Source organism: Altererythrobacter sp. B11, assembly GCF_003569745.1.
In the GTDB taxonomy this organism is placed as follows: domain Bacteria; phylum Pseudomonadota; class Alphaproteobacteria; order Sphingomonadales; family Sphingomonadaceae; genus Croceibacterium_C.
Window position 1 is genome coordinate 3,580,622 of record NZ_AP018498.1, and the last position, 25,368, is coordinate 3,605,989.

A 25,368-nucleotide genomic window follows, 5' to 3' on the forward strand; every position below is an offset into this window, starting at 1 on the left:
CGGGCGCTTTCCTACTTGCTCTGCGCACGCCAGCGCTGGACCGTGCGCTGCACCGCCTCTTCCTCGCCGCCGCTGCGGCGCCATAATTCGATGAAGCTGGGATCTTCCGAGGCCGGGCGCTTGGATTCCTCCAGATTGTCGAAGGTCACGCGCATCGGCACCGCCACGCCTTCACCGCAGATGATGCATTCGCGGTTGCGCAGCGCGGGGATGGAATCGAGGAAGCCGCGCGCACCTTCCGGCATGGCGGCCTTTACGAAGGCCTGGTCGCGCTCGTTGTTGAGGCGCATGGAAATGATCGTGCCGCATTGCGACAGCACGCCCTCGGCAAGGTCCGACGGGCGCTGCGTGATAAGGCCCAGCGCGATGCCGTATTTGCGGCCTTCCTTGGCGATGCGGCTGAGGATGCGGCCGACGGAGGAATTGTCGGCATTCTTCTCGTTCGGGACGTAGCGATGCGCTTCCTCGCACACCAGCAGGATCGGGCTCGTCCGTTCGTCTCGGCCCCAGATCGCGAAGTCAAACACCATGCGGCTGAGCACGGCCACCACGGTGGAGGTGATGTCCGACGGCACGCCCGACACGTCGATGATGGAGATCGGCTTGCCCTGCCCCGGCATGCGGAAGATCTTGCTGAGGAAGCTGACCATGGTGTCCCCCACCAGCATCCCCGAGAACATGAAGTGATAGCGCGGGTCGCCCTTCAGCTCCTCGATCTTGGCCTTGATCCGCATGAAGGGGGCGGAGGAGGAGGCCTTGTCCAGCTTACCCGCCTCGTCCTGGATCGTGTTGGTCAGATCGGACAGGAGATAGGGGATCGGAGAATCGACAGTGATCTTGCCCAGGCTTTCCGCCAGCCGGTTCTTCGCCCTAGCCTTCAGCAAGCATTTGGAGAGGATCTCGGCATCCTCCTGCCGTTCCTTGCCGCTGGAGGTCAGGAACACTTCGCAATGTTCTTCGAAGTTCATCAGCCAGTAGGGCATCTGCAGATTGCCCACGTCGAAGATCGTGCCCGTGTTGCGGAACGCCGCGGCATATTCGCCGTGGGGGTCGATCATCACGATGTGGCCTTCCGGCGCGGCTTCGCAGATCCGATGGAGGATCAGCGCGGCGCTGGTGGACTTGCCGGTGCCGGTCGAGCCGAGCAGCGCGAAATGCTTGCCCAACAGGGAATCGATGTAGATGCCCGCGCGAATGTCGCTGGTGGGATAGACCGTGCCGATCGGCACCGCGCTGCGCCCGTCGGAGGCATAGATCTGCCGCAGGTCTTCCGTGGTCGCGGGATAGACCAGCGCGCCCGGAAGCGGATAGCGGGTGACGCCGCGGCGGAAGCTGTGGATGCGGCCGGTCAGCTTCTCTTCCCGGCCTTCGCCCATGAAGTCGATATTGGCGAGCACGCCGTTGCCATCGCTGCGGCGATCGCGCCGCTGGTTGCGCACACTGGCGAGCAGCCAGCCGTCGCGGGTACGAATCTTGATCTGGCTACCCACCTGCCCCGCCTGCGCCAGAGCCGGATCGGCGTCCTCCGCACATTCGGAAAGCCGTTCGAGATCGAGCACGATCTGCGACCCCGAACCGGCAATTTCCAGCACCACACCGATAGGATCGGCGGCATTGGACGTAGCAACGCCCTCAGGGCCCGCCGCCGCGTCACTCGCCATTGCCGGTCCCGCGCCGTCACCGGGCGTGAAGGTATGGAACTGCTGCCTGTGCGTGTCGGTCATATGCTCGATGGCCCCCTCTTCAGCCGCAGGGGCTTAGCCAAAAGAGCGTTAAGATCAGGTAATCCGCACCGGCGCGGCGGACTACACCAGCGCGAACAGGCGCCCCGCGCCCCAGCCCATCCCGAGCGAAAGGGCGACGGCGAAGAGGCCGTAAAGCAGGGAATTGTCCTGCGCCTCATCCGCCACGAAGCGTTCGAAGCCCAGCTTGCGCACTTCCACTTCGGCCGTGGCGGAGGCAATCACGCGACCGTTGCGGATGGCGAAGGTTTCCGCGGTGTAGCGGCCCGTCTGCACGTTGGATGGCAGGTCGATCCGCGCCTGATAGAGCACGCCGTCGCTGATGGTGACGCCTTTGTCATCCTGCTGATACAGGCCCTGGCGCCTCCGCAGGTCCACCAGCCCGGCGGCGAAGCGCGCCTGCTCCTGCGGATCGATCGCGCCGGTGGGGGAAAGCTGGAGGAAAGGCAGGCCCAGCTCGTAAATGGCGGCGGTCCGCTCGTCGACAATCTCGCCCACCGGGCGGGAGGCGGCGAGCGCGTAGAAGGACGGAACCGAGCGGAACGAGGAACTCGCCGCATTCACCCAGATGCCCAGCGTCTTCTGCTTCTCGCGCAGCTGCACCGCCTGCGTCGGCCCCTTCAGCACCACCACGATATCGTACTGCTGCGCCGCGCGGGTGCCGTTGGGATCGAGGATGGCGCCGTAGAGCAGCAGCTCGGTTCCGGTGAAGCCTTGCCGCACCTGGATTTCATGCTGTGAAACCTCGGGCACCAGGATCGGGTCGCGCTGCGCCGAAAGGGCGAAGAATGCCCCCAGGATCAGCAAGATGCGGGGGATCGCGCCGCTCACAGCGGGGCCACCGTATAGACTTCATCTGGCCGCACGCCGAGGCCGAAGGCCATCCGCAGCGCCACCCCCAGCACGATCGCGGCCAGGATCAGGCGCAGCTTCTCAGGCTTCACCATCTGCGCCACGCGCGTGCCGATCTGCGCGCCCGTGACCGAACCGATCAGCAGCAGGCCCGCGAGCACGATGTCCACCGCCTTGGTGGTGAGCGAATGCATCATGGTGGACGCCATGGTGACGAACAGCACGTTGAACAGCGAAGTGCCGACCACGACATTCGCGCTCATCCCCAGGATGTAGAGCATGGCCGGGACCATGATGAAGCCGCCGCCCACACCCATCAGCATGGTCAGCATCCCCACCACCACGCCCAGCAGCAGCGGCGCCAGCGGGGAGATGTAGAGGCCGGAGCGATAGAAGCGCCAGCGCATCGGCAGGCTGGCCACCAGCGGATGGTGGCGCCGCTTGGCCGCGCGGGGGCGGCTGCTGCCCTTCGCAATGCGCAGTTCCTGGATCGCCTCGCGCCCCATCAGGCTGCCGATGCCGCCCAGCAGCACCACATACAGCACCGAAATCACCGTATCGATCTGGCCGATCGATTCGAGGAGGTTGAACAGCAGGGCGCCGATGGCGGCGCCGATCACGCCGCCGACCACGGATACCGCGCCCAGTTGATAGTCCACACCCTGCCGGCGGCTCTGCGCCAGCACGCCCGAAACGCTGGCCCCCGTCACCTGCGTGGCTGCGGAGGCCGCGGCGACGGTAGGAGGAACGCCGTAGAAGATCAGCAGCGGCGTGGTGAGGAAGCCGCCGCCGACGCCGAAAATGCCCGAGAGCAGGCCGGTGATGCCGCCCAACAGGATGATGACCAGCCCGTTGACCGCAAGGTTCGCAATCGGGAGGTAAACATCCATCCCCGGCGCGTAACCCATGCAGCGGCAGGTTTGAAGCAGAAGCCTGTCAGAATCCGGCGGAAAGCGTCAGCGCAGGGCCCGACGCGGGCTGGGCATTGCCCGCAATGCGGAGGCGATAATCCGCCGCAAGCCGCGCACCCAGGCGCCCGAGGCGAACGGATGCCGACGCGGTGGGACCGAAATCAAGGCGTTCGCTGCCCTTCTGCGCCCCGCCCCACAGGCCCGCGCCACCGCGGAGGTGGAGGCCCGCAGGCGCGGCAAGGCCGCGCTCCACCCGCGCCTGCCCGTCGACAAAGCCCGTGGCATAGCGGCCGGTTACGTAGCCGGCCTGCAGATAGGCCTCTCCCAGCAGGCCGAGCGGGAGGGCGACCGGCGGCAATTCGCTCACGGCATAAAGCGCGGCGCGCGCCTCCTCGCCTGCGCTGGTCTCTGTCAGCCGCAGTTCGGCCGCCAGCCGCAGGGGCGCGCCGGGCAGCGGCCGGGCCGAAACGCCGGCGGCCGCCTCCTGCTCCCGCTGCCCGGAAAGCGCGCCGCTGGCACGAAGATGGAGCTGCGGACGGTGCGGACTTCCGGGCAGGATGCGATAGCGCAGCACCGCGCCGATCTGGCTGCGCCCATAGCTCGGGCGCCCGGCGGAGAGCGGCGCACCGCCCTCGTCCCGCAGCAACAGCCAGCCATCGGCGGACCAGCGGCTCGGCATCGCGACCCGCGCCTGCGGCGTCGGAGCGGGCACGAACGGCGCCGCGGCGGGCACTCCGGGCGGGGAAGCGGCAGAAACACCGGCCGGGCGAGCGGCAGTCGGTATCACACCTGCCTGATGGAGCTGCGGCGCAAGGACAGGGGCGATCGGCAACCGGGGTTTGATGAGAGCGAGCGGGCGTAGAGTGCCTCCGACCTCTTCAGGTCGACTCAGGTCGGTGGACAGGTTCGCTCTCATTACGGCTGGGGCCAAATGGGGCGCCCCCAAGGGAGCCGAGGGCAACCGCGCTATCGCGGCTTCCTGCCATGGAACCTGCCAGCCGACCAACCGCACCGTGGCCCAGGCAAGGAGAACGAGTGCAAGCGCCAGCAATGGCTGACCGCGAAACAGCGATGGCTCCGGCCCCGGCCCTTGCACGATCAGGCAAGCCCTTCGCGGTGGGCCACCGGATGCGCGTGATGCGCGGTCTTGTCCCAGCGCGGCGCAGCGCCGCGTAGCGTGCGAACATAAGCGAACAGGGCGCGACGCCCCGAAAGTATAGCGATGAGGTTGGCAACGGGAACGCGCAGGACGGCGCGAGCCGCTTCCGCCCGGCCATATTCACGCGCGGTGAAGGCAAACCGAAGCGCGGCCCGCCAACCGAAGCTGATGAAGTTGGCCAGCAGCAGCCAGTTCACCAGCTGGCCATGCTGCGATGGTGCGGCGTATCCCAGCGCCCGCGCAGGCCACAGCAGCGCCGCGACGAGCAGCAGCAAATATCCTGCAAACAGCACCAGCGCCGCAAAGGGGCCACGCCGATCGCGCAGCCGCATCCACCATTCCGCCAGCCCGCCTTGCCAGCCCAGTCGATCCCAGCCCTGGAACGAGATTCCGTGAACCCAGCGCGCCTTCTGCCGTACGGACTGCTGGAACGTGCCGGGGAAGTAAGCCCGCGTCGCCACCAGCGCGCCATCCTCCCCGCGCGCCCGGAGGAAGGTCGCCTGGCCGCCGGCTGCGCGTGTGCGCAGGCCCAGTTCGTAATCCTCCGTCAGCGATTCGAGCGAGAAAGGAGAGATCGTGCCCGCTCGCCGTGCGATCTCAGCCAGCATGATCCGCGAAAAGGCGCAGCCCACCCCCGCCGCCGGCAGGGCCGCGCCCAGCGCGCTGCGCACCGGCATGGCCTTTGCGTGAGCCTCGGCGAATTCCTCGCAATAATGGCTTCCGACCCAGCGGGAATCGCGCTGCGGCTCCGGGAGGACGGGCAATTGCACGAAGTCCGCAGTGTCCATCGCCTGATCGAGCAGGCCCAGCGCCGCCGGGTCCACCATGTCTTCCGCATCATGCAGCACGACCATGCGGAACTCCCGCCCGCTGCGCCGCTCATCGGCCTGCAAGGCACAATAGAGCCGCGTGAGGCAATCGGCCTTGGTCGTGGGGCCGGCCTGGCTGTTGACGACCAGCCGCACGCGGGGGTCGGTGGCGGCAATGCGCACCACGGCCCCGATCGTGGCCGGATCATTGGGATAGCAGCCCACGTAAATGCGCAGCTCGGCCTGCGGCCAGGCCTTCAGCGCATAGGCGATGGTGAATTCGATCACCTGCTCCTCCCGCCAGGCGGGAATGAACACCGCGGCCGGCCCGGAGAGTTCGCGATCGCGAAGCGCGACCCGGCTGATCTTCGCGGTGCTCAGCCGACCGGTGGCCCGCAGCCACCCCCAGGCGGAGTCCATCATCAGTTCGTCGAGTGCGCCGATCAGCAGAAAGACGCCGGCAAACAGCAGAAGCTCATGCTCCGCCAGCGCGAGCCAGAGAAAGATAGTACCAATTTCCATGAACCAGCCCCCACCGGTCCTCAGCGATGCCGGTGGCGGCGTATCAAGGGAGGATCAAAACGCAACGCGAGCGGTACGGCCGATTCCGCACCGCCCCGAAATGGGAAAAGAGTCCCCCGGCGCGCGCCAGTGCCTCTCCTCGTCAGCCCTTGCGGGCGATCGGCGCGTTATCCCCGAGGTCTTCGAACCAGGCTTCCACCGGCCCGGTAAGCTTGATCGTCAGCGGGCGGCCGTGACGATCCATCGTCTTCCCTGCCTGCACGCGCACCCAGCTCTCGGAAATGCAATATTCCTCGACATTGTGGCGCACCGTGCCCTTGAAGCGGATGCCCACCCCTCGCCGCAGCAGATCGCCGTCGAAATGCGTGCTGCGCGGATCGATTGCCAGCCTATCGGGGGGCAGGTCCGCTCCGGTGCTCGCAGCGGGGGCTGGCACGTCGGCCGGGGTGTCAGGGGTCTGCTCTTCGCTCATCCGCGGCGCTTAGCCACGAACGGCCGGCAAAATCAATCCGGCGGAAGCGGTGTTTCCAGCGGGGCCTCCCCCGGCTGCGGGGGCGTTTCAGCGGGGGCGCTGTCCGGCTGATCGAAATCGCCCTGCCCCGGCACGATCTCATCTGGGGCCGAGGGGCGATCCGTATCGCCCTTGTCGGGGCGCACCTCGTCCGGCGCGCCGCCCGGCTGCAATTCCTCATCCTCGCGGCTGCGGTCGAAGCTCGCGGGGTTGCGGCCGGGCTCATCGCTATCCCCGTCATCCCGGGCGTAAGCCGCGGCGTCGTCGGGGGAGGCATTGCCGTCAATCACCGGCGGCGTGGTAGGGGGCACGGTAGGCCGCGAATAGTCGCGGGCAGTGTCGTTGCTGACCATTGGAATTGTCCTGTTTTGCTTGCCCAAACAACGGTCCGGCGCGCCTGCCCGTTCCGTGATCGACAACACCTCGCCGCGACGCTTGCCCTTTTCGGCTCGCGCCTGTAACGGCGGCTCCCTGTTTCGCAGGCTCCGGCCTGCTGGAGTTCGTCGGGCCGCGGGCGTGGCGGAACTGGTAGACGCGCTGGATTTAGGTTCCAGTATCGCAAGATGTGGGGGTTCGAGTCCCTTCGCCCGCACCAGTTCCTGGCGCCCCGGACTGGGTATGATTTGGAAGGCTGTTTGAAATGCAGATCGTAGAGACCACGAATGAGGGCCTCAAGCGCGCCTATACGCTGACGATTCCGGCGCGCGACATCCAGGCTCGCATCGATGCCGAGGTGAAGAAGGTCGCCCCGCAGGTGCGGATGCCCGGTTTCCGCCCCGGCAAGGTGCCTGCCAATCTCATCAAGAAGATGCATGGCGAAGCCCTGCATTCCGACGCTTTCAACGCCTCGCTGCGCGAATCGATCGATTCGCTGATGAAGGAAAAGAAGCTGCGCCCCGCGCTGCAGCCGAAGATCGACGTTGCCGACGGCTATGAGCCCGGCCGCGACGCGGAGCTGACCGTCGAGCTGGAAGTGCTGCCCGAAATCGATGCGCCCTCGATCGAAGGTCTCGCGCTCGAGAAGCTGACGGTGCCGGTGACCGATTCCGATCTGGACGAGGCACTGAACAAGCTGGCCGCGAACCAGAAGAGCTATAAGGACGCTGCCAAGACCAAGAAGGCGGCAGAAGGCGACCAGGTCGTCATCGATTTCGTCGGCCGGCTCGATGGCGTGGAATTCGAAGGCGGCAAGGCTGAAGGCGCGGCGCTGGTGCTCGGTTCCGGGCAGTTCATCCCCGGCTTCGAAGACCAGCTGGCCGGCGTGAAGACCGGCGACACCAAGACGATCACCGTCACCTTCCCCGAGGATTACCCCGCCGAAAACCTCAAGGGCAAGGAAGCCGAGTTCGAGGTTACGGTGCAGCAGGTGAAGGTCGAGGCCGAGACCACGATCGACGACGAGTTCGCCAAACAGTTCGGCCTCGACGGGCTGGAGAAGCTCAAGGAGCTGATGAAGGCGCAGATCGAGCAGGAAACTGCCGGCCTCACCCGCACGCAGATGAAGCGCCAGCTGCTGGACAAGCTGGCTGCCGATTATGATTTCGACGTGCCGCCGAGCATGGTGGATGCCGAATTCCAGCAGATCTGGCAGCAGCTGCAGGCAGAAATCGCGCGCGAAGAGAATCCTGAGGAAGGGCTCAAAGAGATCGAGGCCGAGAAGGACGATTACCGCCGCATTGCGGAGCGCCGCGTGCGGCTGGGCCTGCTCCTTTCCGAAATCGGCCAGGCCAACGGCGTAGCGGTTTCCTCCCAGGAAATGGGGATGCTGATCCAGCAGGCCGCGCAGCAGTACCGCCCGGAAGACCGGGAGCGGTTCGTGGAATATGTCCGTCAGGACGCCATGGCCCAGGCACAGCTGCGGGCCCCGCTGTATGAAGACAAGGTGGTCGATTTCCTGTTCGACAAGGCCGAAGTGACCGAGCGCGAAGTGACGCGCGAGGAACTGGAAGCCGCGATCGAAGCGGAAGAAGGCGAAGCCGCGAAGCCGGCCGAGAAGAAGGCGCCAGCCAAGAAGGCTTCGCCGAAGAAGGCCGCGAAGGACGAAGGCGCGGAGGCGGATAGCGCCGCCGACGCCCCGGCCAAGAAGGCTCCTGCGAAGAAGGCTTCGGCCAAGAAGGCGGCCGCTGCGGACGAGCCGGCGGAGGAAAAGCCCGCTGCCGCGAAGAAGGCACCGGCAAAGAAGCCCGCCGCCAAGAAGCCGGCGGCGAAGAAATCCTCCGCGGACGAATAAGTCAGCGAAAGGGCGGCCTCGGGGCCGCCCTTTTTCGTTCGGGGGCTGGTGGGAGCGCTTGGCCCCTACGGCATCTCAGTGCGCGTGCACCCGGGGTGAGTGATTCCCAACCGGATTGCCGCTCTCCGTCACGACATTCGCCACTCGCGCCTCCGCGGCGGGCAGATCGTCCGCGCCATGATCGAGGATCTCGATCCGGACCACCAGCGCGGAAGGGAGCGCATCCAGCCGCGCCCGCACGCTGGCCGGCGAGCCTTCCAGCCTCTGGCCATTGATGAGGATGTTCCCGCGCCCCAGGCGGGCACCCCGCCCGCTGAAGTCCGGCACCAGCTCAACCATGTCCAGCGCGGTCTCCGGCTGGAAATAGGCAAACTCTTCAGGCATGTAGATCAGCGTGCCGCTGCCGCCGGAAATCTCCAGCGGTTGCGGCTGCCGCTCGGCAGCGCCGGGCTCCTGCCCGCAGGCACCGAGCAGCAGCAGGACCACAAGCAGCGCCCTCGCCGGGTGAGCACCCTTACTGCCTATAGCACTGACCGCAGCGATCCGCATGGGGGCCTCTTATCCTGGCAAAAACCCGGACGCATGCTGCCACTCGACCGAACGCAAAAGGCGAACGATCGGCGGCATTGCGCGACATTCCCCCCGGGGCGCATTTTCCCAGTTATACAGCCAAAGCACAACCACTGTCTGTGGTGGGGCCCCGCAACCCACTTGAACATGGCGGCGGCAGGGGCGACATAGGCGCTCCGTCAGATAAAGAGGACTTCCATGATCGACCTGTTCGGCGACAATTCCCCACAAGGCCAGTTCACCACCGATCCCATCACCGGCGCGCTGGTCCCGGTCGTCGTCGAGAGCACGAGCCGCGGCGAGCGCAGCTTCGACATCTTCAGCCGCCTGCTGCGCGAACGCATCGTGTTCGTGACCGGGCAGGTGGAAGACAACATGGCTTCGCTGATCGTCGCCCAGCTGCTGTTCCTCGAAAGCGAGAACTCGCAGGACATCTCGATGTACATCAACTCGCCCGGCGGCGTGGTGACGGCCGGCATGGCGATCCATGACACGATGCAGTACATCAAGCCCAAGGTGCGCACGGTGTGCATCGGCCAGGCCGCTTCCATGGGCAGCTTCCTGCTGGCTGCGGGCGAGCCGGGTATGCGCGTGGCGCTGCCCAATGCCCGCATTATGGTGCACCAGCCCAGCGGCGGCGCGCGCGGCATGGCGTCGGACATCGAGATCCAGGCGAAGGAAATTCTGCGGATCCGGGCGCGGATGAACGCGCTCTATGTGAAATATACCGGCCAGAGCCTGACCGATATCGAGAAGGCGCTTGATCGCGACACCTTCCTCGAAGCGGAAGAGGCGCTGAAATTCGGCATCGTGGACAAGGTGTTTGCCCACCGTCCCACGGAGCAGGAGACCGGAAACGAAAGCGGTTCGGGCGGCGCGCCCGAATAAATGGCGATCCCGGGGCGGGTTTCCCCTCCCCGGGTCCGTAGCATTTTGGCAACCTTGCCCCTTCAGCCGCCAGCAAGCAGGTGGCTATTAAGGTTGGACCGATTGATATTGTGTCGCCCGTGGTTACATTCACAAGGGCGAATCCCGCGGGCGCGCCATCTGCGGATTAGGACGAGAGTATGACGAAATTGAGCGGATCCGACAGCAAGAGCACCCTTTACTGCAGCTTCTGCGGCAAATCGCAGCATGAGGTGCGCAAGCTGATTGCCGGCCCAACGGTGTTCATCTGCGATGAATGCGTGGAGCTGTGCAACGACATCATCCGCGAGGAGACCAAGGGCGGGCTCGCCGGCAAGAAGGACGGCGATGTCCCCACTCCGCAGGAAATCTGCAACACGCTGAACGATTATGTGATCGGGCAGGACCGCGCGAAGCGCGTGCTCTCCGTGGCCGTGCACAATCACTACAAGCGGTTGAAGCACAGCGGCAAGGCGGGCGATGTGGAACTCGCCAAGTCCAACATCCTGCTGGTCGGCCCGACGGGTTCGGGCAAGACGCTGCTGGCGCAGACGCTGGCCCGCACCTTCGACGTGCCCTTCACCATGGCCGACGCCACCACGCTGACCGAAGCCGGCTATGTGGGCGAGGATGTGGAGAACATCATCCTCAAGCTGCTGCAGGCGAGCGACTACAACGTCGAGAAGGCGCAGCAGGGCATCGTCTACATCGACGAGATCGACAAGATCACCCGCAAGGCGGAAAACCCCTCCATCACCCGCGACGTGTCGGGCGAAGGCGTGCAGCAGGCGCTGCTCAAGCTGATGGAAGGCACCACGGCCTCCGTGCCGCCGCAGGGCGGCCGCAAGCACCCGCAGCAGGAATTCCTGCAGGTGGATACGACCAACATCCTGTTCATCTGCGGCGGCGCTTTCGCCGGTCTGGAAAAGGTCATCGGCGATCGCCTGCAGAAGCGGTCCATCGGGTTCGGCGCCAATGTCACCGATCCGGATCAGCGCCGCGTGGGGCAGATGCTGGAAAAATGCGAGCCGGAAGATCTGCTGAAATTCGGCCTGATCCCGGAATTCGTCGGCCGCCTGCCAGTGATCGCCACGCTGCATGATCTGGATGTGCAGGCGCTGGTGGAAATCCTGAAGGAACCGAAGAACGCGCTGGTCAAGCAATATGCCAAGCTGTTCGAGATCGAAGAGGTCAAGCTGACCTTCACCGAGGAAGCGCTGGAAGCCATCGCCCGCAAGGCGATCAAGCGGAAGACCGGTGCACGTGGCCTGCGCTCGATCGTGGAGGCGATCCTGCTGGATACCATGTTCGATCTGCCCGGCATGGACGGCGTGACCGAAGTCGTGGTCGACAAGGATGTGGTGGACGGCCGCAAGGAGCCGGTTCGCGTCGTATCGAACGAAGGCGGCAAGAAGAAGGAAGCGGCTGCCTGAGGCAGCCGTTTTCGGCCGCCCCTTGCGGCCCGGCACCGTTCGCATGAGCCCGTGCCTATTCGGGGCCGGGCTCCTCAGCGCGCTCGCCCAGCGCCTGCGCGCGCCATCTCCGCAAGGAGCACAAAGGAGAAATCCCCATGGCAACGAACGCCCAACTCGCCGCCAAGATGCTGCGCGATGCAGGAAGTTTCTTCCGCAGCGTCGGTGAGCAGAACCCGCCCATCGCAGATCAGATGGAAGACAATGCGCAGGTTTATGGCCAGGTGGCCGATCTGCTCGAACAGGATCCGACGGGGGAGTTCCCCGAGTTCGATCCCGGCGCACAGACGCAATAGCGCTCGCCCGCCTCAGCCCTCGCCCGCTGCCCTGCGTTCGACGAGCTTCATCAGCCGCTCGATCCGGTCAGCGGGCAGGACGTCGGCAAACTCGTAATATTGGTCGAACTGCGGGATACCCGCCGGCACGGCCACCCACGGCATTTTCGACTCTAGGAAGATGACGACATCGGGGGTGACTGAGTCGGGATCGTCCAGCGTCCCTGCGCGAATGCCGTAGCTGAGCCGGCCCAGACGGGCATACCAGCTCCACACGGCGGTTCCGCAGGCTGTGCAGCGGCAGATCACATGCGGCCGGCCGGTGCCTGTCTTCACCTCATGCTCGCTCAGGCTGCCTTGCAGCACCGTCACCCGGTCCCCTTCGAAGAAGGCGTTGACCACGGAGGTGGAGCCGGTCTGCCGCTGGCACAGGCGGCAATGGCAATTGTGCACCATGATCGGCTCACCCGTCACGCGATAGCGCAGATGGCCACAACCACAGCCGCCCTCCCTCACGCGTTCCACCCTGCTCGCTCCTCCTCAGGTGCAGTCGACGCAGTGTTCTGCGTGGCTGCCCGTTTCCACTTGGACCGTGCTGTGCCCGATGTGGAAGTGATGCGAAAGCTCCTCCGCCAGATCGTGCAGGAAACCGTCTCCGGGGTGGCCAGCAGGCATTACCAGATGCGCCGTCAGCGCGGTTTCGGTGGTGCTCATCGGCCAGATATGCAGATCATGCACCGCTTCCACACCCTCGCGGCCGCAAAGGAAGCGCCGCACCTCGGCCTCGTCGATATTCTCGGGCACGGCCAGGAGGCCCATTTTCACGCTGTCCTTCAGCAGGTCCCAGGTGCCCCAGCCGATCACGCCGACGATCAGCAGGCTGGTGATCGGATCGATCAGCGTCTGGCCGGTCCACAGGATCAGCAGCCCGGCGACCACCACGCCCAGGCTGACCAGCGCATCTGCTGCCATGTGCAGAAAGGCGCCGCGGATATTGATGTCGTTCTTGCGACCGCTGGCAAACAGCAGCGCGGTGGCGGTGTTGATGACGATGCCGATGCCCGCCACCAGGATCATAATGCCGCCTTCCACGGGGGCCGGATCGAACAGGCGGTGGACCGTTTCGAACAGGATGGCGCCCAGCGCCACCAGCAGCAGGCTGGCATTGGCCAGCGCCGCGAGGATCGAGCTCGCCTTGTAACCATAGGTGAAGCGCGTGTTGGCAGGCTTGGCGGAGAGCGCACTGGCGCCCCAGGCGATCAGCAGACTCAGCACATCAGAGAGATTGTGCCCGGCATCCGCCACCAGCGCCATGGAGCCTGACAGCAACCCGAAGCTGGCTTCCACCACCACGAACACGGTGTTGAGCGCCACGCCGATGGCAAAGGCGCGGCCATGGCTACCCTGCGCGGGGGCATGCGAGTGCGAGTGTGAGTGACCGGCGCCCATGCCCTAGTCGTAAACGCAAGCGTCGAGCCCGTCACGCCTGACGATGCCGATGCGGCGCGCGATGGTATTGCCATAGCGGCGGGTGAAGCCGGTGGGGCTCACCACCCGCCGCTCCTTCGGCAGGGGCAGCGCCGCGGCCATGCGCGCGGCCTCGGTGCGGCTCAGCCGGGCGGCCGAATGATCGAAATACCGCTGCGCGCCGGCTTCGACGCCATAGGTGCCGATGCCAGTTTCGGCGACGTTGAGATAGACCTCCATGATCCGCCGCTTGCCCCACAGCTTCTCGATCAGGAAGGTGAACCAGGCCTCCAGCCCCTTGCGGAAATAGCCGCCCCCCTGCCACAGAAACACGTTCTTGGCCGTTTGCTGGCTGATCGTCGATCCCCCCCTGATGCGGCCGCCCTTCGCATTGCTTTCCATGGCCTGTTCGATGGCCTCGCGGTCGAAGCCCGCATGGCTGCAGAACTTGCCGTCTTCCCCCGCGATCACCGCGCTTACCATGTTGCGGTCGATCCGGCTGAGCGGCTCCCAGTCCTTGGTCATGCCGTTTTCGTCCATCAGCATGGTGGCGGTAACGGGCACGGGGACGAAGCGATAGATGGCGACCAGCGCGAGGCTGATGATCACGAACCAGACGATCGCCCAGATGAGGATGCGCAGGATGCGGATGGCCATGCGCTGCAATTAACGGCGCCGCGGCGCAGGCGCAATCGCAGCGCTCCGGCTGCGCCGGGCAGCGTGCACAAAAAAGGGGGCGGTCACCCGCCCCCCTCTTTGCTCCGACGCTGCGGCTACCGTCACTTACGCTGCCGGCAGCAGCTTCTCTCCGGCGATGCGCTGCATCGCCTTCTGCAGCTTCTCGAAGGCGCGAACCTCAATCTGACGAATGCGCTCGCGCGACACGTCATAGACCTGGCTCAGCTCTTCAAGCGTCTGCGGATCGTCACTCAGGCGCCGTTCGCTGAGAATGTGCTTCTCGCGATCGTTCAGGCTGTCCATCGCCTCCAGCAGCATGCCGTGGCGCATCTCGGCCTCTTCGGCCTCTGCCACCACGCTGTCCTGCAGCGGACGATCATCGGTCAACCAGTCCTGCCACTGGCTGGCGCCTTCCTCTTCTCCGCGCATGGAGACGTTGAGCGACGCATCGCCCCCCATCATCATGCGGCGGTTCATGTTGACGACTTCCTGCTCGGGCACGCCGAGATCGGTGGCGATCTTCGCCACATCATCGGGATGCAGATCGCTGTCCTCGTAAGCTTCGAGGTTCTTCTTCATCCGGCGGAGGTTGAAGAACAGCTTCTTCTGCGCCGCGGTGGTGCCCATCTTCACGAGCGACCAACTGCGCAGGATAAACTCCTGAATGCTGGCCTTGATCCACCACATGGCGTAGGTCGCGAGGCGGAAACCGCGATCGGGCTCGAACTTCTTCACGCCCTGCATCAGGCCCACATTGCCTTCGGAGATCAGATCGCTCACCGGCAGGCCATAGCCGCGATAACCCATCGCGATCTTGGCCACGAGCCGCAGATGGCTGGTCACCAGCTGCGCAGCCGCGTCCGGATCCTCGTGCTCCTGATACCGCTTGGCGAGCATGTATTCCTGCTCGGCGGTCAGCACGGGAAACTTCTTGATCTCCGCCAGATAGCGGTTGAGGCTCTGCTCACCGCCGAGTGCCGGGACCGATAGTGACTTGGTCTTCTTCTCGCTCATCGTCTTACCCAAACCTTTCCCTCGTCGGCCGTGCTTGCGTGGGACCTCTGAGGAGCGTCCTACAGGGTGCGGCCACGTCACCCCAATCCATACTTATAGAGGAATTATCCCAGAAAGCGGGGTCATTTCGTCGATCTCAATGACCGGTTTCGTCGATAAGTTCCTTCATATCGGGCGGCAGCTCGCTGGTGAACCGTACTGCTTGGCCGGTAACAGGATGGCTGAATCCGAGGACGGCGGCATGAAGTGCCTGCCGGCGGAAGCCGAGTCGCTGAAGAAGCGGACGAAGCTGCGAATTGGCGCGCCCATAGACAGGGTCCCCTAATAACGCATGGCCTATTGACGACATATGAACGCGCACCTGGTGCGTCCGTCCCGTTTCCAGCCGGCATTCGATGAGGGAACATTCATCTAGTGACCTGACGGTGGTATACCGCGTAATCGCCGTTTTCCCACGCGAGGAATCCTTGGGCAGCACCGCCATTTTCTTTCGATTGGAATCGGACCGGCCGATTCTGGTCTCGATCCGGCCCGCGGCGGGGCGTGGATGGCCATTCACCACCGCCAGATAGGCCCGCTCGAGCGAGTGATCTGCAAACTGGCGGGAGAGCCCCTCGTGGGCCACATCGCTCTTCGCGACGACGAGCAGTCCGGAAGTATCCTTGTCTATGCGATGGACGATGCCCGGGCGGGCCACGCCGCCGATGCCCGAAAGCCGGCCGGCGCAGTGGTGCAGCAGCGCATTGACCAGCGTACCATCCGGATTGCCCGCGGCGGGATGCACAACCATGCCCGCGGGCTTGTCCACCACCACCAGATGATCATCCTCATAGACGATGCTGAGCGGAATCGCCTGCGGCATCGCCGCCGCATCGGCTGGAGGCGGAACCGCGATCGCGTAGCGGGCGCCGGGCCGCACCTTGGCCGATCCGCTGGTGGCAGGCACGCCGTCCAGGCTGACCCGCCCTTCCGCGATCAGCGCCTTCACCCGCTCGCGCGAAAGATCGGCCACGTCGGCCAGCGCCTTATCCAGACGCTGCGTGCCGTCCAGCACACCTTCGATGACTCTGGCTTCCCCCATGCTATGAAGATGGCGATGGAATTGCGCGTCACAAGAGCGGTGCTGGAGCAGATCCGCGCCCATGCCGCACGTGCGGCGCCAGAGGAGTGTTGTGGCCTGCTGCTGGGGCGGAACGGGAAGGTCATGGATGCGCAACCCACAGCGAACATCGCCGCCGATCGACGGCGGTATTTCGAGCTCGACCCGCAGGCACTCATCGACGCCCACCGCCTGGCGCGCGCGGGCGGTCCGGACATCCTCGGCTATTATCATTCGCACCCGCACGGGCCCGCCAGCCCTTCGGCGACCGACGCGGCGATGGCTGCAGGCGACGGCCGGGTGTGGGCGATCGCCGCAAATGGCGACGTGACGTTCTGGCGCGACGGTGAAGATGGCTTTGCGCGGGTTTCCTATGTCTGCCCGGAAGGCTAAGGCGCCGAACCACGCACGGGAAGAACAGGTCGCGCACCCCGTCCGCCCATCTCCGCTCGCCTCGTCGCGCAGCCGCACCAGCTGCAAAGCGGAGCCGTGGGGCGGAGGCGCCGATTGTCTCGCCCTGCCTGCCCTATTAAGTACCGGAACACTGAATGACATCTTCAACCGATCTTGCCGCCCTGCTCTGCTCCCGCCTGTGCCATGACATGCTCAGCCCCGTTGGGGCGCTCACGAACGGGCTGGAGCTGCTGCGGGACGAAAAGAACCCGGACATGCGCAAGCGCTGCCTGGAACTGCTGGAGCAGAGCGCGAAGATCAGCGCCGACAAGCTCAAGTTCTTCCGACTCGCCTATGGCGCGGCGGGCGGCTTCGGCGAGACCGTGCCGGCGGAAGAACCGCAGGCGCTAATTGCCGGGCTGGTTTCCGCCAACGAGCGGCTGTCGCTGCAATGGGCGGTGGCGGAGCCGATGCTCAGCAAGCCGGTGGTCAAGGTACTCCTGAACATGTCCGCCATTGCGATCGATGCTCTGTTGCGGGGGGGGACGCTGGCCGTGGGCGCCGAACGCAACGGCGGAGCGACGGAGATCGCCGTGCGGGCATCCGGCCCGCGGGTGGCCTTCGACCCGAACATCGGAAAGGCGCTGGATGGCTCTCTGCCGGAAAGCGAGTTGTCCGGCCGCACCGCGCCGGCGCATCTCGTCCGCCTGCTGGCCGCGGAAAGCGGCGGCGGCGTGCAATATGCGCTCACGCCCGATGCGCTGGTGATGGGCGCGATCCTGCCCGATGGCTGACGAGCTGGTCCACCGCGAAGTGGCATCGCCCAATTGGAACGAGCGGGCGCTGCCGATTTCCATGGTGGTGCTCCACTACACGGAGATGCAGCCGGTCACGGCCGCGCTGGAGCGGCTGTGCGATCCCGCGGCCGAGGTCAGCGCCCATTATCTCATCACCGAAGAGGGCGAGGTTATCCGCCTGGTGGCGGAGGAAAAGCGGGCCTGGCACGCGGGCCAAAGCTACTGGCGCGGCCATCGCGATGTGAATTCGGCCAGCATCGGCATCGAACTCGATCATCCGGGCCACGCCTTGGGCTATCGCCCCTTCAGCAACGCGCAGATCGATGCCCTGTTGCCGCTGCTGGGGCAAATCGTGCAGCAATACGACATCCCCCGCGCCAATGTAGTGGCCCATTCAGATGTCGCGCCAGCCCGCAAGACCGATCCGGGCGAGTTGTTTCCCTGGCACCGGCTGGCCGAATGCCGCCTGTGCCTGCCGCGCCCGCAGAAGCTGGAACTGGGCGATCCCTTCGACAATGATGGGGCGTTCTTTCTGGCGCTGGAACGCTTCGGCTATGACATCACCAACGGCCGCAAGGCGGTGGAGGCGTTCCAGCGGCGCTGGCGGCCGGAACTGATCGACGGAGAGGTGGATGGAGAGATCCGCGCCATCCTGTTCCAATTGCTCTTGGATCGCGACCGCGGCCGGACTAGATAGCGCGCGTGCCGGGGAGCCGGGCAGCCGCGTCGCCGCATGGCGTCGAGGAAAGTCCGGGCTCCACGAAACGAGGGTGGCGGGTAACGCCCGCCGGGCGAGCGGCCTGGCCGCGAAGCTCAGGGAAAGTGCCACAGAGAGTATACCGCCGATGGCCCCGTGTGGGCACAGGCAAGGGTGAAAGGGTGCGGTAAAAGCGCACCGGAGGGCCGGTAACGGTCAACGCATGGTAAACCCCACCCGGAGCAAGACCGAATAGGGGTGTCGCACCGCCGGATCGCAAGACGAGGCGGCAGGGGAGTTTCGCCCCGAGGCACCCGGGTTGGTTGCTGGAGCGGCCTGGCAACAGGTCGCCGAGATGAATGGCTGCCACCGCGGATACGGTCCGTTCGAGGAAACGAGACGGATACCGTCCGGGGAACAGAACCCGGCTTACAGGCTCCCCGGCACAATCGCGCCCCAGGCGCAAGGGTCCGTCAAACGATCAGCGCTGCGGTGGTGATCTGCCCGTCCCGCTCCACCGTTTCGATGAAGCGGCGCTGATCCCCCTCCAGCACCAGCGCGGTCAGCCGGCCGCTGGCGTAGGCGCCGGTGTCGATGCCAATGCGATTGCCGCGGTCGTCGGGCGCTTCGGTGATGGTGTGGCCATGCACCACCACTGCACCATGCGATTCGCCGTGCGACAGGAAGGGCTCGCGAATCCAGCGCAAGGCACGCGGATCCTGTTCCTCCAGCGGCAGCCCCGGCTCGATGCCGGCATGGACGAACAGATAGTCGCCGATGGCGATCATCTCCTCGAACCCGGCGATGAAATCGCGCACGTCCTGCGGCACCGCGCGGCGCATCAGCTCCTGCGCTTCCTCAGGCTCGGCATCCGCCAGCCGCCGCGGGCTGACGCCGAAGCTCAGCAGCGTCTCGCGTCCGCCGAACCGGAGGAAATGGCGCAGCGTCTCCGTATCATCGAAGCTGCGCAGGAACATTTCCTCATGATTGCCGCCGAGGATGCGCACATTGGCTCGCCGCTGCCAGTCACGAGCACGCGCAATCACGCCCGCGCTATCCGGTCCGCGGTCGACCAGGTCGCCCAGCAGCACCACCTGCGTTTCCGCAGGAGCGCCCGCTGCATCGTCTTCTTCCACTGCGGCTATCAGTGCCTCGAACAGGTCCAGCCGGCCGTGGATGTCGCCGATCGCATAGACCCGTTCCCCCTCGGGGACCCGCGCGGCTTCCCCCGGCAGGACACGAGATCGGCGACTGAAGAAATGGCGGAGCGACTGAAACATCAGCATGTATTCGTGACCCTATCGCAATGCAGGATAGCGAGAAAGCACCAAGCGAGCGTGGCCGAGTTGCGCAAATGCCAGCCTTTCGGCCGAAGTGATGCGCAAAATCAACAGCGCGCCCGCTTTAGGAATACGCCGCGCAATTATCCTTGTGCCGAGCAAGGCCCATGTGCAGGTTAATTACGCGTGAACTGATAATGGCCCGGACGAGAGCCAGCAGCGAGCGCGCAGGTGGGACGAGGCAAAACCAGATGCAATTCAAGGGAAAAAATGCCCATGCTTACGTCCATCCGCAGCCTCATGGCTGCTACCCTTCTTGTCGGCACCGCTTTCGTTGCGGCTCCGGCCATGGCCCAGGATAGTTCGGGAATTTCCGTCACGGGCAATGCCGCCATCGTGACCGAATACCGTTTCCGTGGCGTCGACCTGTCCGGCGGCGACATCGCGATCCAGGGCGGTATCGATCTCAGCCATGACAGCGGCTTCTACCTCGGCACCTGGGGTTCTTCGCTCGACGAGGATACCGTTGGTTACGGCCACACCGAGCTCGACGTCTATGGCGGCTGGACCGGCAATCTGACCGAGGCCGTCGCGGCCGACGTCGGCGTGCTGATGTATCTCTATCCCAATGCGGGCCCCGGCGATTTCGATTATGTCGAATTCTACGGCTCGCTCAGCACCACGCTCGGCCCGGTCGGCGGCACGCTCGGCGTCGCCTATGCGCCGGAGCAGGATTCGCTTGGCGGTACGGACAACTTCTACGTCTACACCGACCTGTCGGCTGGCATTCCGAACACGCCGCTGAGCCTGACGGCTCACCTGGGCTACACCGACGGCTTCCTGACCTATACGGATGACAGCAAGGCGTTCGACTGGTCGGTGGGCGCTGCCTACGCGATCACGGACAAGCTCTCCGTCGGCGTGTCCTACATCGGCGTCGAAGGCGATCGCCTGCCGACCCGGTACGACTTCACGGACGATGCAGTGGTCGGCACGCTCTCCGCGTCCTTCTGATTGCTGCCGTAAGGCACAGAAACGGGGGGCTGCATCGCGAGATGCAGCCCCTTTTTCGTGGCGGTCAGTCAGCGCAGGTAGAAGTCGACCGTCGTGACCACGCGCACCTTCTTGTAAGGCGTGTCAGCCACGCCCCAGCCGCCGCCATCGCCGTCGCGCGCGTCGATCGAGAAATAACCCTGCGTGGCCTGCTTGATGCCGCCCACGCCGGTGCCGCTGTCCTTCGCAAACTGCTCCGCCGCGGCGCGGGCATCCTTGGTCGCTTCGGCCACCATCTCGGGCTTGATGTCGTTCAGCCGCGTGAAGGTGTAGGCCATGCCCGAGCCCTCCTCCAGCACCACGCCCCGGCGCACGAGGTCGAACTGCCGGCGCACCGCCCGCTGGGCCCGGGCGATATCGGTGCTGCGCAGCGTCATGCGTTGGCGAATGGTGTAAGTGGTCACGCCGTCCTGCGTCATGGTGGAGACGTTCACGCCGGTCGGCTGCAGCGCATCGGCGGGAAAGCCGAGTTCGGCGAAGAAGGCCTGGATCGCGGCGGTATCCCTATCGACGCTGGCCTGCGCGGTGGAGAGGTCGGCCGCGGTGGCGGAATAGGCGATCGTCCAGGTGGCGAGGTCCGCAGTCACCTCGCGCTCGGCGAGGCCGCGCACGGTGACGGATCGATCCGCCTCCTTCGCGCGCGTCAGCCCGTCACCCAGCAGATAGCCGCCGGCAATCATCCCCAGCGCGAGAATCCCGGCCGATGCCAGCATGGGCGCCGCCAGGGGCCGGCGCCAGAAAGCAGTGGCCGAGGGACCATCCAATTCGCTACTGCCGGACATGATCGGTATCTCCCTGAGGCGTTGTCCTGATGCCGGACTTCTGCCGGTGCGGCGATGAACCGTGTTTGAATAGAGACGAACGGAGCAATCTCGATGGTCAAATATCTGCACACCATGATCCGCGTCACCGATCCGGATGCGACGGTGGCCTTCTTCAAGCTTCTCGGGCTGGAGGAAGTGCGGCGCATGGAGAGCGAGAAGGGGCGCTTCACGCTCATCTTCCTCGCCGCGCCGGGGCAGGAGGACGCGCAGGTGGAGCTGACCTACAATTGGCCGCCGGAAGACGGCAGCGAGCCGGAGAGCTACGGCGGCGGCCGCAATTTCGGCCATCTGGCCTATCAAGTGGATGATATCTACGCGGCCTGCCAGCGGCTGGCGGACGCCGGTGTCACTATCAACCGCCCTCCGCGCGACGGGCATATGGCCTTCGTCAAGACGCCGGACGGCGTCTCGATCGAACTGCTCCAGAAGGACGGATCGCTGCCGCCGGCCGAGCCTTGGGCCAGCATGGAGAACACCGGCAGCTGGTGAACGCCGGAGCCGCTCCGCAGCTGCGCGTGGCGCTTTCACTTGCCAAGGCGGCGGTGAAGCGCCACCTGCTGCGGCATGTCAGGCGGCAAGCTCCCCCAGGTGGTCATCATCGGCCGCCCCAATGTCGGAAAATCCACGCTGTTCAACCGGCTGGTCGGCAAGCGGCTGGCGCTGGTCGACGATCAGCCCGGCGTCACCCGCGATCGACGCTTCGGCTCTGCCGGCCTGCTGGGGCTGGAGTTCGAAGCGGTGGACACCGCGGGGTGGGAAGATGACGATCCCGCCAGCCTTCCCGGCCGCATGCGCGCCCAGACCGAGGTGTCGCTGAAAGGCGCCGATGCGGCGCTGTTCGTGATCGATGCACGAGCGGGCCTCACGCCGTTGGACGAGGAAATCGGCCGCTGGCTGCGCGGCCAATCGGTGCCGGTGATCCTCGTCGCCAACAAGTCGGAAGGCAGTGCGGGCGATTCCGGCATTATGGAAAGCTACGCTCTCGGGCTCGGCGAACCCGTGCCGATCAGCGCCGAACATGGCGAAGGCGTGGCCGAGCTGTTCGAGGCGCTGATTCCGCTGATCGCCCACAAGCAGCCGGAGGCGCTGCCCCGGGGTGAAGGATCTGAGGAGGCGGATCTTTCCGCGCCGTTGCAGCTTGCCATTGTCGGGCGCCCCAACGCGGGCAAGTCCACGCTCATCAATCGCCTGGTAGGGGAAGACAGGCTGCTGACCGGGCCTGAGGCCGGGATTACGCGCGATTCTATTGCGGTGGACTGGGAATGGACGTCACCCGAGGGCGAAGCGCGCAAGATTCGCCTCATCGACACTGCCGGCATGCGCAAGAAGGCCAAGGTTTCGGACAAGCTGGAACGGCTGTCGGTTGCCGATGCGCGGCGCGCGGTGGATTTCGCCGAAGTGGTGGTGCTGCTGCTTGATGCGACACGGGGGCTTGAAGTTCAGGATCTCAAGATCGCCAATCTGGTGCTGGAGGAAGGCCGCGCCCTGATGGTGGCGATCAACAAGTGGGACGTGGCGGAAGACCCGAGCGGGCTGTTCAACGGCATCCGCCTGGCGCTTGATGAAGGGCTGGCGCAGCTGCGCGGGGTGCCGCTGCTCGCCGTGTCGGCCATGACGGGCAAGGGGCTCGACGCCATGCTCGCCACCGCGTTCAAGCTGCGGGAAGACTGGAGCCGGCGCGTGCCCACCGCCGCGCTTAACCGCTGGTTCGACGATGCGCTGGCCGCCAATCCACCGCCGGCTCCGGGCGGCAAGCGGATCAAGCTGCGCTATATCACCCAGGTTGGCACCCGGCCGCCCCGTTTCGTGGTGTTCGGCACGCGATTGTCGGACCTGCCGACCAGCTACGAACGCTATCTGATGAACGGCATACGGCGGGAACTGGGCTTCGGCGCCGTGCCCGTGCGCCTCACCCTCAAGAGCCCGAAGAACCCCTTCGCCTGAACGGAACCGGGCGAGCCCCCTCGCCCGGCCAGCACATCAATCCTCGCCGGCGGGCTTGCTCTGCAGTTGCACATAGTTCTGGAGACCCATGCGCTCGATCATGTCGAACTGCTTTTCGAGGAAGTCGACATGCTCCTCCTCGCTTTCGAGGATGCGCTCGAACACTTCGCGGCTGACATAGTCGCGTACCGTTTCGCAATGTTCGATGGCGTCGCGTAGCAGCGGAATGGCTTCCATTTCCAGCGCGAGATCGGCGCGCAGGATTTCCTCGACCGTTTCACCGACCTTCAGCCGGTTGATCGCCTGGAAGTTCGGCAGGCCTTCGAGAAACAGCACGCGATCGGCCAGCACGTCGGCATGCTTCATCTCGTCAATGGACTCATGCCGCTCATATTCGGCGAGCCGCTTCACGCCCCAATTGTCCAGAACGCGATAGTGGAGCCAGTACTGGTTGATTGCGGTCAGCTCGTTGGTGAGTGCCTGATTCAGGAACTCGATGACTTTCTGGTCGCCCTTCATGGTGCTTTCTCCGCTCTGCTGGCGGCGCTTGTGCGCTGCATGGCTGCGCGATTGCAAGCGCAGGGGCGGCAAAACGACACGATAAGACGCAGAAAACCGGGCTTCTGCGATTGCAAGTCAGATAGAGAGATCAGGCAGCCACTCGGGAGACGGTGCAGGCGGCTTCCCGCTCTTCCGTCAGGATATCTTCCGCCTCGTCGAGGCACTGGCCGCACTGCGGGCGCTTACCCATCATGCCATAGACGCTGGCGGCATCGGCGCGGGTGCAGCGCGCCGCGGTGCGGAGGTCTTTTTCCCGAATGGCGTTGCAGATGCAGACATACATCGTCAGCGAATCTCCCAAGGGTCGACTCACCTGTTAATGCGAACTCGTTGCATTAGCAAGGCCTCAGCGGCGAGTTACGAGGCAGTCGCGACCCGCGCTCTTGAGCGAGGCGCAGGCCTGCTCGGCCCGCGCGCTGGTGGCATAGCCCGCCGCGAGCAGCTTCGTGACGCGGCCCGCGGGAACCAGCAGCTTCTGTGCCCCGGCAAGTTCCTTGCGGCCCGACACCTCACGCCACAGCTTCTCTGCGTTCGCAGGCACGGAGAACGCGCCCAGCTGGACGGCCCACGGCCCGCCATCCGCGAGGCTTGCGGCAGGACGCGCGGGGGGAGCCTGGGCCGGAGCGGATGATCGAGCGGCCACGCGCTCCGGCTCAGGCGCACGACCGGCCGGGGCTGCCGGGCGCGCATAGCTCGCCCCAGCCTGCGCCGGGCTTTCCGTGCCCGTGGCGCTGCGCGCCTGGTCGATCGCCTCACGCGCCGCGGCAACCGAAGGGGAGACGCCGGCGGTGGCGGCAGGACGCGGCACGGTGACCTGCTGCGGCGCTGCCTCTTCCGCCAGTGCTGCAGGTGCGCGAGCAACGCCGAGATCCGCCGCCGCCAGTTCCCTTTCACGAGCAGCCTGTGCTTCGTTCTGCATCGTCACGGCGAGTGCCGCGCCTTCCTGTCGCTGGGCCATGGGAATGAACTCGTCCATCCTCGCAAGCGCGGGAGCCGCCTGCGGCAGGCCCTGCGAATTCGCGAGCGTGAGCAGGGCATAGGCGCGCACCCAATCCCGCTCCACCAGATCGCCATTGAAGTGGGCAATGCCGAGCAAATATTCCGAACGGGGGTCGCCGCGACGCGCGGCATCCTGAACGTAGGGCAGCGCCGCTTCCCGCCTCCCGTCCTGGAACAGCATCAGGCCATAGGTGTCGGCGGCGCGCAGATGCCCCTTCCCCGCGGCCTGCGCATAAAGTGCCTCCGCCCGCGCAGCATCCTCCGGCACGCCGCGGCCGAGGCGATAGGCCTGGGCGAGGTTGAACAGGGCATCGGGATCGCCCGCTTCGGCCGGCCCGGTCCATTCCGCCACGGCGGCCGCGTAGTCCCCGCGGCTCCACGCATCCACGCCATCCTTCACATCCGCCCATGCCGGCTGTGCACCCAGGCCCGCAAGCAGCACTCCGGCCATGGCGCAGGGAATGAAGCGGTGAAGCGGCATCGATTGGCCCTCGCGATGTGCCGGTAAGGCGCGGTTTGGAACGGCTGCCATAGTAAACGGCCTCTTAGCAAAACCTTTATGGCAGCTGTGCAAAGTCGGGGCGAACACATTTGCAGGCGCGG

Annotated in this window: 28 protein-coding genes, 1 tRNA gene and 1 other RNA gene; 12 read left to right on the forward strand and 18 right to left on the reverse strand. The window is 65.5% G+C overall.

The features are described from left to right. Positions 1-11: 11 nt before the first annotated feature. From AEB_RS16805 to AEB_RS16835, 7 genes are all read right to left on the reverse strand, one after another. Complete coding sequence (locus AEB_RS16805) at positions 12-1,724, reverse strand: ATP-binding protein (protein ID WP_442858042.1); 1,713 nt, start codon at positions 1,722-1,724, stop codon at positions 12-14. Positions 1,725-1,805: 81 nt separating this feature from the next. After that, the gene (locus AEB_RS16810) at positions 1,806-2,573 is read right to left on the reverse strand and encodes a TIGR02186 family protein (RefSeq protein ID WP_442858043.1); all 768 of its coding nucleotides are present in this window, start codon (positions 2,571-2,573) and stop codon (positions 1,806-1,808) included. After that, positions 2,570-3,484, reverse strand: coding sequence for a sulfite exporter TauE/SafE family protein (locus AEB_RS16815; protein WP_119084726.1), 915 nt, complete (start codon positions 3,482-3,484; stop codon positions 2,570-2,572). The genes AEB_RS16810 and AEB_RS16815 overlap by 4 nt, the downstream gene beginning before the upstream one ends. A gap of 46 nt (positions 3,485-3,530) precedes the next feature. Further along, positions 3,531-4,184, reverse strand: a complete 654-nt coding sequence (locus AEB_RS16820; protein ID WP_145985326.1) for a hypothetical protein — start codon at positions 4,182-4,184, stop codon at positions 3,531-3,533. Positions 4,185-4,603: 419 nt separating this feature from the next. Next, entirely contained in the window at positions 4,604-5,995 is a 1,392-nt protein-coding gene (locus AEB_RS16825; RefSeq protein ID WP_119084162.1) for a glycosyl transferase family protein, read from the reverse strand. Between the two features lie 142 nt (positions 5,996-6,137). Next, on the reverse strand, positions 6,138-6,467 hold the full coding sequence (locus AEB_RS16830) for a DUF3297 family protein (protein ID WP_119084163.1): 330 nt from the start codon (positions 6,465-6,467) through the stop codon (positions 6,138-6,140). 32 nt (positions 6,468-6,499) lie between these two features. After that, positions 6,500-6,859 carry a hypothetical protein gene (locus tag AEB_RS16835; protein WP_119084164.1) on the reverse strand — a complete coding sequence of 120 codons (360 nt, stop codon included), beginning with the start codon at positions 6,857-6,859 and terminating at the stop codon, positions 6,500-6,502. Positions 6,860-7,016: 157 nt separating this feature from the next. Here AEB_RS16835 and AEB_RS16840 point away from each other — a divergent pair. Both AEB_RS16840 and tig read left to right on the forward strand, forming a co-directional pair. Continuing rightward, positions 7,017-7,101 (forward strand) — tRNA-Leu (locus AEB_RS16840). Positions 7,102-7,146: 45 nt separating this feature from the next. Next, a complete protein-coding gene (gene tig, locus AEB_RS16845) occupies positions 7,147-8,736 on the forward strand; it encodes a trigger factor (protein WP_119084165.1) in 1,590 nt (529 codons plus the stop codon). 75 nt (positions 8,737-8,811) lie between these two features. Here the strand turns inward: tig and AEB_RS16850 are convergent, their stop codons facing one another. Beyond that, positions 8,812-9,285 carry a hypothetical protein gene (locus AEB_RS16850; protein WP_145985327.1) on the reverse strand — a complete coding sequence of 158 codons (474 nt, stop codon included), beginning with the start codon at positions 9,283-9,285 and terminating at the stop codon, positions 8,812-8,814. Between the two features lie 219 nt (positions 9,286-9,504). Between AEB_RS16850 and AEB_RS16855 the strand changes: the two genes are divergently transcribed. The 3 genes from AEB_RS16855 (at position 9,505) to AEB_RS16865 (ending at position 11,980) form a co-directional block, all read left to right on the forward strand. Then, complete coding sequence (locus tag AEB_RS16855; RefSeq protein WP_119084167.1) at positions 9,505-10,194, forward strand: ATP-dependent Clp protease proteolytic subunit; 690 nt, start codon at positions 9,505-9,507, stop codon at positions 10,192-10,194. Positions 10,195-10,373: 179 nt separating this feature from the next. Then, positions 10,374-11,645, forward strand: a complete 1,272-nt coding sequence (gene clpX, locus AEB_RS16860) for an ATP-dependent Clp protease ATP-binding subunit ClpX (RefSeq protein ID WP_119084168.1) — start codon at positions 10,374-10,376, stop codon at positions 11,643-11,645. Between the two features lie 137 nt (positions 11,646-11,782). Then, positions 11,783-11,980: a hypothetical protein gene (locus AEB_RS16865; protein ID WP_119084169.1), complete on the forward strand. Its 198-nt coding sequence runs from the start codon at positions 11,783-11,785 to the stop codon at positions 11,978-11,980. Between the two features lie 12 nt (positions 11,981-11,992). Here the strand turns inward: AEB_RS16865 and AEB_RS16870 are convergent, their stop codons facing one another. From AEB_RS16870 to AEB_RS16890, 5 genes are all read right to left on the reverse strand, one after another. Continuing rightward, entirely contained in the window at positions 11,993-12,484 is a 492-nt protein-coding gene (locus AEB_RS16870) for a GFA family protein (RefSeq protein ID WP_231958801.1), read from the reverse strand. Between the two features lie 15 nt (positions 12,485-12,499). Next, the gene (locus AEB_RS16875; RefSeq protein ID WP_119084170.1) at positions 12,500-13,408 is read right to left on the reverse strand and encodes a cation diffusion facilitator family transporter; all 909 of its coding nucleotides are present in this window, start codon (positions 13,406-13,408) and stop codon (positions 12,500-12,502) included. 3 nt (positions 13,409-13,411) lie between these two features. Then, positions 13,412-14,083 (reverse strand): monofunctional biosynthetic peptidoglycan transglycosylase, encoded by a 672-nt coding sequence (mtgA, locus tag AEB_RS16880; RefSeq protein WP_119084171.1) that lies wholly within the window; start codon positions 14,081-14,083, stop codon positions 13,412-13,414. A gap of 126 nt (positions 14,084-14,209) precedes the next feature. Further along, positions 14,210-15,118, reverse strand: a complete 909-nt coding sequence (gene rpoH, locus AEB_RS16885) for an RNA polymerase sigma factor RpoH (RefSeq protein ID WP_119084172.1) — start codon at positions 15,116-15,118, stop codon at positions 14,210-14,212. A gap of 136 nt (positions 15,119-15,254) precedes the next feature. Then, the gene (locus AEB_RS16890; RefSeq protein ID WP_119084173.1) at positions 15,255-16,199 is read right to left on the reverse strand and encodes an RluA family pseudouridine synthase; all 945 of its coding nucleotides are present in this window, start codon (positions 16,197-16,199) and stop codon (positions 15,255-15,257) included. A gap of 15 nt (positions 16,200-16,214) precedes the next feature. Between AEB_RS16890 and AEB_RS16895 the strand changes: the two genes are divergently transcribed. The 4 genes from AEB_RS16895 to rnpB all read left to right on the forward strand — a co-directional run bounded on the left by AEB_RS16895 (position 16,215) and on the right by rnpB (position 18,552). Then, positions 16,215-16,610: a Mov34/MPN/PAD-1 family protein gene (locus tag AEB_RS16895; RefSeq protein WP_119084174.1), complete on the forward strand. Its 396-nt coding sequence runs from the start codon at positions 16,215-16,217 to the stop codon at positions 16,608-16,610. Positions 16,611-16,765: 155 nt separating this feature from the next. Next, a complete protein-coding gene (locus tag AEB_RS16900) occupies positions 16,766-17,404 on the forward strand; it encodes a histidine phosphotransferase family protein (protein ID WP_119084175.1) in 639 nt (212 codons plus the stop codon). Beyond that, positions 17,397-18,104: an N-acetylmuramoyl-L-alanine amidase gene (locus AEB_RS16905; protein WP_119084176.1), complete on the forward strand. Its 708-nt coding sequence runs from the start codon at positions 17,397-17,399 to the stop codon at positions 18,102-18,104. The genes AEB_RS16900 and AEB_RS16905 overlap by 8 nt, the downstream gene beginning before the upstream one ends. An 8-nt stretch (positions 18,105-18,112) precedes the next feature. After that, positions 18,113-18,552: RNase P RNA component class A (gene rnpB, locus AEB_RS16910), an RNA gene on the forward strand. Positions 18,553-18,577: 25 nt separating this feature from the next. On the opposite strand, the gene AEB_RS16915 is transcribed toward rnpB, so the two are convergent. After that, complete coding sequence (locus AEB_RS16915) at positions 18,578-19,384, reverse strand: metallophosphoesterase family protein (protein ID WP_119084728.1); 807 nt, start codon at positions 19,382-19,384, stop codon at positions 18,578-18,580. Positions 19,385-19,654: 270 nt separating this feature from the next. Here AEB_RS16915 and AEB_RS16920 point away from each other — a divergent pair, with 270 nt between their 5' ends. Continuing rightward, complete coding sequence (locus AEB_RS16920) at positions 19,655-20,398, forward strand: TorF family putative porin (RefSeq protein ID WP_331851747.1); 744 nt, start codon at positions 19,655-19,657, stop codon at positions 20,396-20,398. 68 nt (positions 20,399-20,466) lie between these two features. Here the strand turns inward: AEB_RS16920 and AEB_RS16925 are convergent, their stop codons facing one another. Beyond that, complete coding sequence (locus tag AEB_RS16925; protein ID WP_119084729.1) at positions 20,467-21,150, reverse strand: SIMPL domain-containing protein; 684 nt, start codon at positions 21,148-21,150, stop codon at positions 20,467-20,469. 162 nt (positions 21,151-21,312) lie between these two features. Here AEB_RS16925 and AEB_RS16930 point away from each other — a divergent pair, with 162 nt between their 5' ends. After that, positions 21,313-21,750, forward strand: a complete 438-nt coding sequence (locus AEB_RS16930; protein ID WP_119084178.1) for a VOC family protein — start codon at positions 21,313-21,315, stop codon at positions 21,748-21,750. A 75-nt stretch (positions 21,751-21,825) separates the two neighbouring features. After that, complete coding sequence (gene der / locus AEB_RS16935; RefSeq protein WP_119084179.1) at positions 21,826-23,205, forward strand: ribosome biogenesis GTPase Der; 1,380 nt, start codon at positions 21,826-21,828, stop codon at positions 23,203-23,205. 36 nt (positions 23,206-23,241) lie between these two features. Here der and bfr read toward each other — a convergent pair whose 3' ends face one another. The 3 genes from bfr to AEB_RS16950 form a co-directional block, all read right to left on the reverse strand. After that, the gene (gene bfr, locus AEB_RS16940; protein WP_119084730.1) at positions 23,242-23,724 is read right to left on the reverse strand and encodes a bacterioferritin; all 483 of its coding nucleotides are present in this window, start codon (positions 23,722-23,724) and stop codon (positions 23,242-23,244) included. A gap of 130 nt (positions 23,725-23,854) precedes the next feature. After that, positions 23,855-24,049: a (2Fe-2S)-binding protein gene (locus AEB_RS16945; RefSeq protein ID WP_119084180.1), complete on the reverse strand. Its 195-nt coding sequence runs from the start codon at positions 24,047-24,049 to the stop codon at positions 23,855-23,857. 63 nt (positions 24,050-24,112) lie between these two features. Further along, complete coding sequence (locus tag AEB_RS16950; protein WP_231958802.1) at positions 24,113-25,246, reverse strand: SPOR domain-containing protein; 1,134 nt, start codon at positions 25,244-25,246, stop codon at positions 24,113-24,115. Between the last annotated feature and the right edge of the window lie 122 nt (positions 25,247-25,368).

Bases quoted from the DNA above. Each gene is read 5' to 3' on its own strand.
- AEB_RS16805 (WP_442858042.1), bottom strand. From the start codon at position 1,724: ATGACCGACACGCACAGGCAGCAGTTCCATACCTTCACGCCCGGTGAC.
- AEB_RS16815 (WP_119084726.1), bottom strand. From the start codon at position 3,484: ATGGATGTTTACCTCCCGATTGCGAACCTTGCGGTCAACGGGCTGGTC.
- AEB_RS16820 (WP_145985326.1), bottom strand. From the start codon at position 4,184: ATGCCGAGCCGCTGGTCCGCCGATGGCTGGCTGTTGCTGCGGGACGAG.
- AEB_RS16825 (WP_119084162.1), bottom strand. From the start codon at position 5,995: ATGGAAATTGGTACTATCTTTCTCTGGCTCGCGCTGGCGGAGCATGAG.
- AEB_RS16830 (WP_119084163.1), bottom strand. From the start codon at position 6,467: ATGAGCGAAGAGCAGACCCCTGACACCCCGGCCGACGTGCCAGCCCCC.
- AEB_RS16835 (WP_119084164.1), bottom strand. From the start codon at position 6,859: ATGGTCAGCAACGACACTGCCCGCGACTATTCGCGGCCTACCGTGCCC.
- tig (WP_119084165.1), top strand. From the start codon at position 7,147: ATGCAGATCGTAGAGACCACGAATGAGGGCCTCAAGCGCGCCTATACG.
- AEB_RS16850 (WP_145985327.1), bottom strand. From the start codon at position 9,285: ATGCGGATCGCTGCGGTCAGTGCTATAGGCAGTAAGGGTGCTCACCCG.
- AEB_RS16855 (WP_119084167.1), top strand. From the start codon at position 9,505: ATGATCGACCTGTTCGGCGACAATTCCCCACAAGGCCAGTTCACCACC.
- clpX (WP_119084168.1), top strand. From the start codon at position 10,374: ATGACGAAATTGAGCGGATCCGACAGCAAGAGCACCCTTTACTGCAGC.
- AEB_RS16865 (WP_119084169.1), top strand. From the start codon at position 11,783: ATGGCAACGAACGCCCAACTCGCCGCCAAGATGCTGCGCGATGCAGGA.
- AEB_RS16875 (WP_119084170.1), bottom strand. From the start codon at position 13,408: ATGGGCGCCGGTCACTCACACTCGCACTCGCATGCCCCCGCGCAGGGT.
- mtgA (WP_119084171.1), bottom strand. From the start codon at position 14,083: ATGGCCATCCGCATCCTGCGCATCCTCATCTGGGCGATCGTCTGGTTC.
- rpoH (WP_119084172.1), bottom strand. From the start codon at position 15,118: ATGAGCGAGAAGAAGACCAAGTCACTATCGGTCCCGGCACTCGGCGGT.
- AEB_RS16890 (WP_119084173.1), bottom strand. From the start codon at position 16,199: ATGGGGGAAGCCAGAGTCATCGAAGGTGTGCTGGACGGCACGCAGCGT.
- AEB_RS16895 (WP_119084174.1), top strand. From the start codon at position 16,215: ATGGAATTGCGCGTCACAAGAGCGGTGCTGGAGCAGATCCGCGCCCAT.
- AEB_RS16900 (WP_119084175.1), top strand. From the start codon at position 16,766: ATGACATCTTCAACCGATCTTGCCGCCCTGCTCTGCTCCCGCCTGTGC.
- AEB_RS16905 (WP_119084176.1), top strand. From the start codon at position 17,397: ATGGCTGACGAGCTGGTCCACCGCGAAGTGGCATCGCCCAATTGGAAC.
- AEB_RS16915 (WP_119084728.1), bottom strand. From the start codon at position 19,384: ATGTTTCAGTCGCTCCGCCATTTCTTCAGTCGCCGATCTCGTGTCCTG.
- AEB_RS16920 (WP_331851747.1), top strand. From the start codon at position 19,655: ATGCCCATGCTTACGTCCATCCGCAGCCTCATGGCTGCTACCCTTCTT.
- AEB_RS16925 (WP_119084729.1), bottom strand. From the start codon at position 21,150: ATGCTGGCATCGGCCGGGATTCTCGCGCTGGGGATGATTGCCGGCGGC.
- AEB_RS16930 (WP_119084178.1), top strand. From the start codon at position 21,313: ATGGTCAAATATCTGCACACCATGATCCGCGTCACCGATCCGGATGCG.
- der (WP_119084179.1), top strand. From the start codon at position 21,826: ATGTCAGGCGGCAAGCTCCCCCAGGTGGTCATCATCGGCCGCCCCAAT.
- bfr (WP_119084730.1), bottom strand. From the start codon at position 23,724: ATGAAGGGCGACCAGAAAGTCATCGAGTTCCTGAATCAGGCACTCACC.
- AEB_RS16945 (WP_119084180.1), bottom strand. From the start codon at position 24,049: ATGTATGTCTGCATCTGCAACGCCATTCGGGAAAAAGACCTCCGCACC.
- AEB_RS16950 (WP_231958802.1), bottom strand. From the start codon at position 25,246: ATGCCGCTTCACCGCTTCATTCCCTGCGCCATGGCCGGAGTGCTGCTT.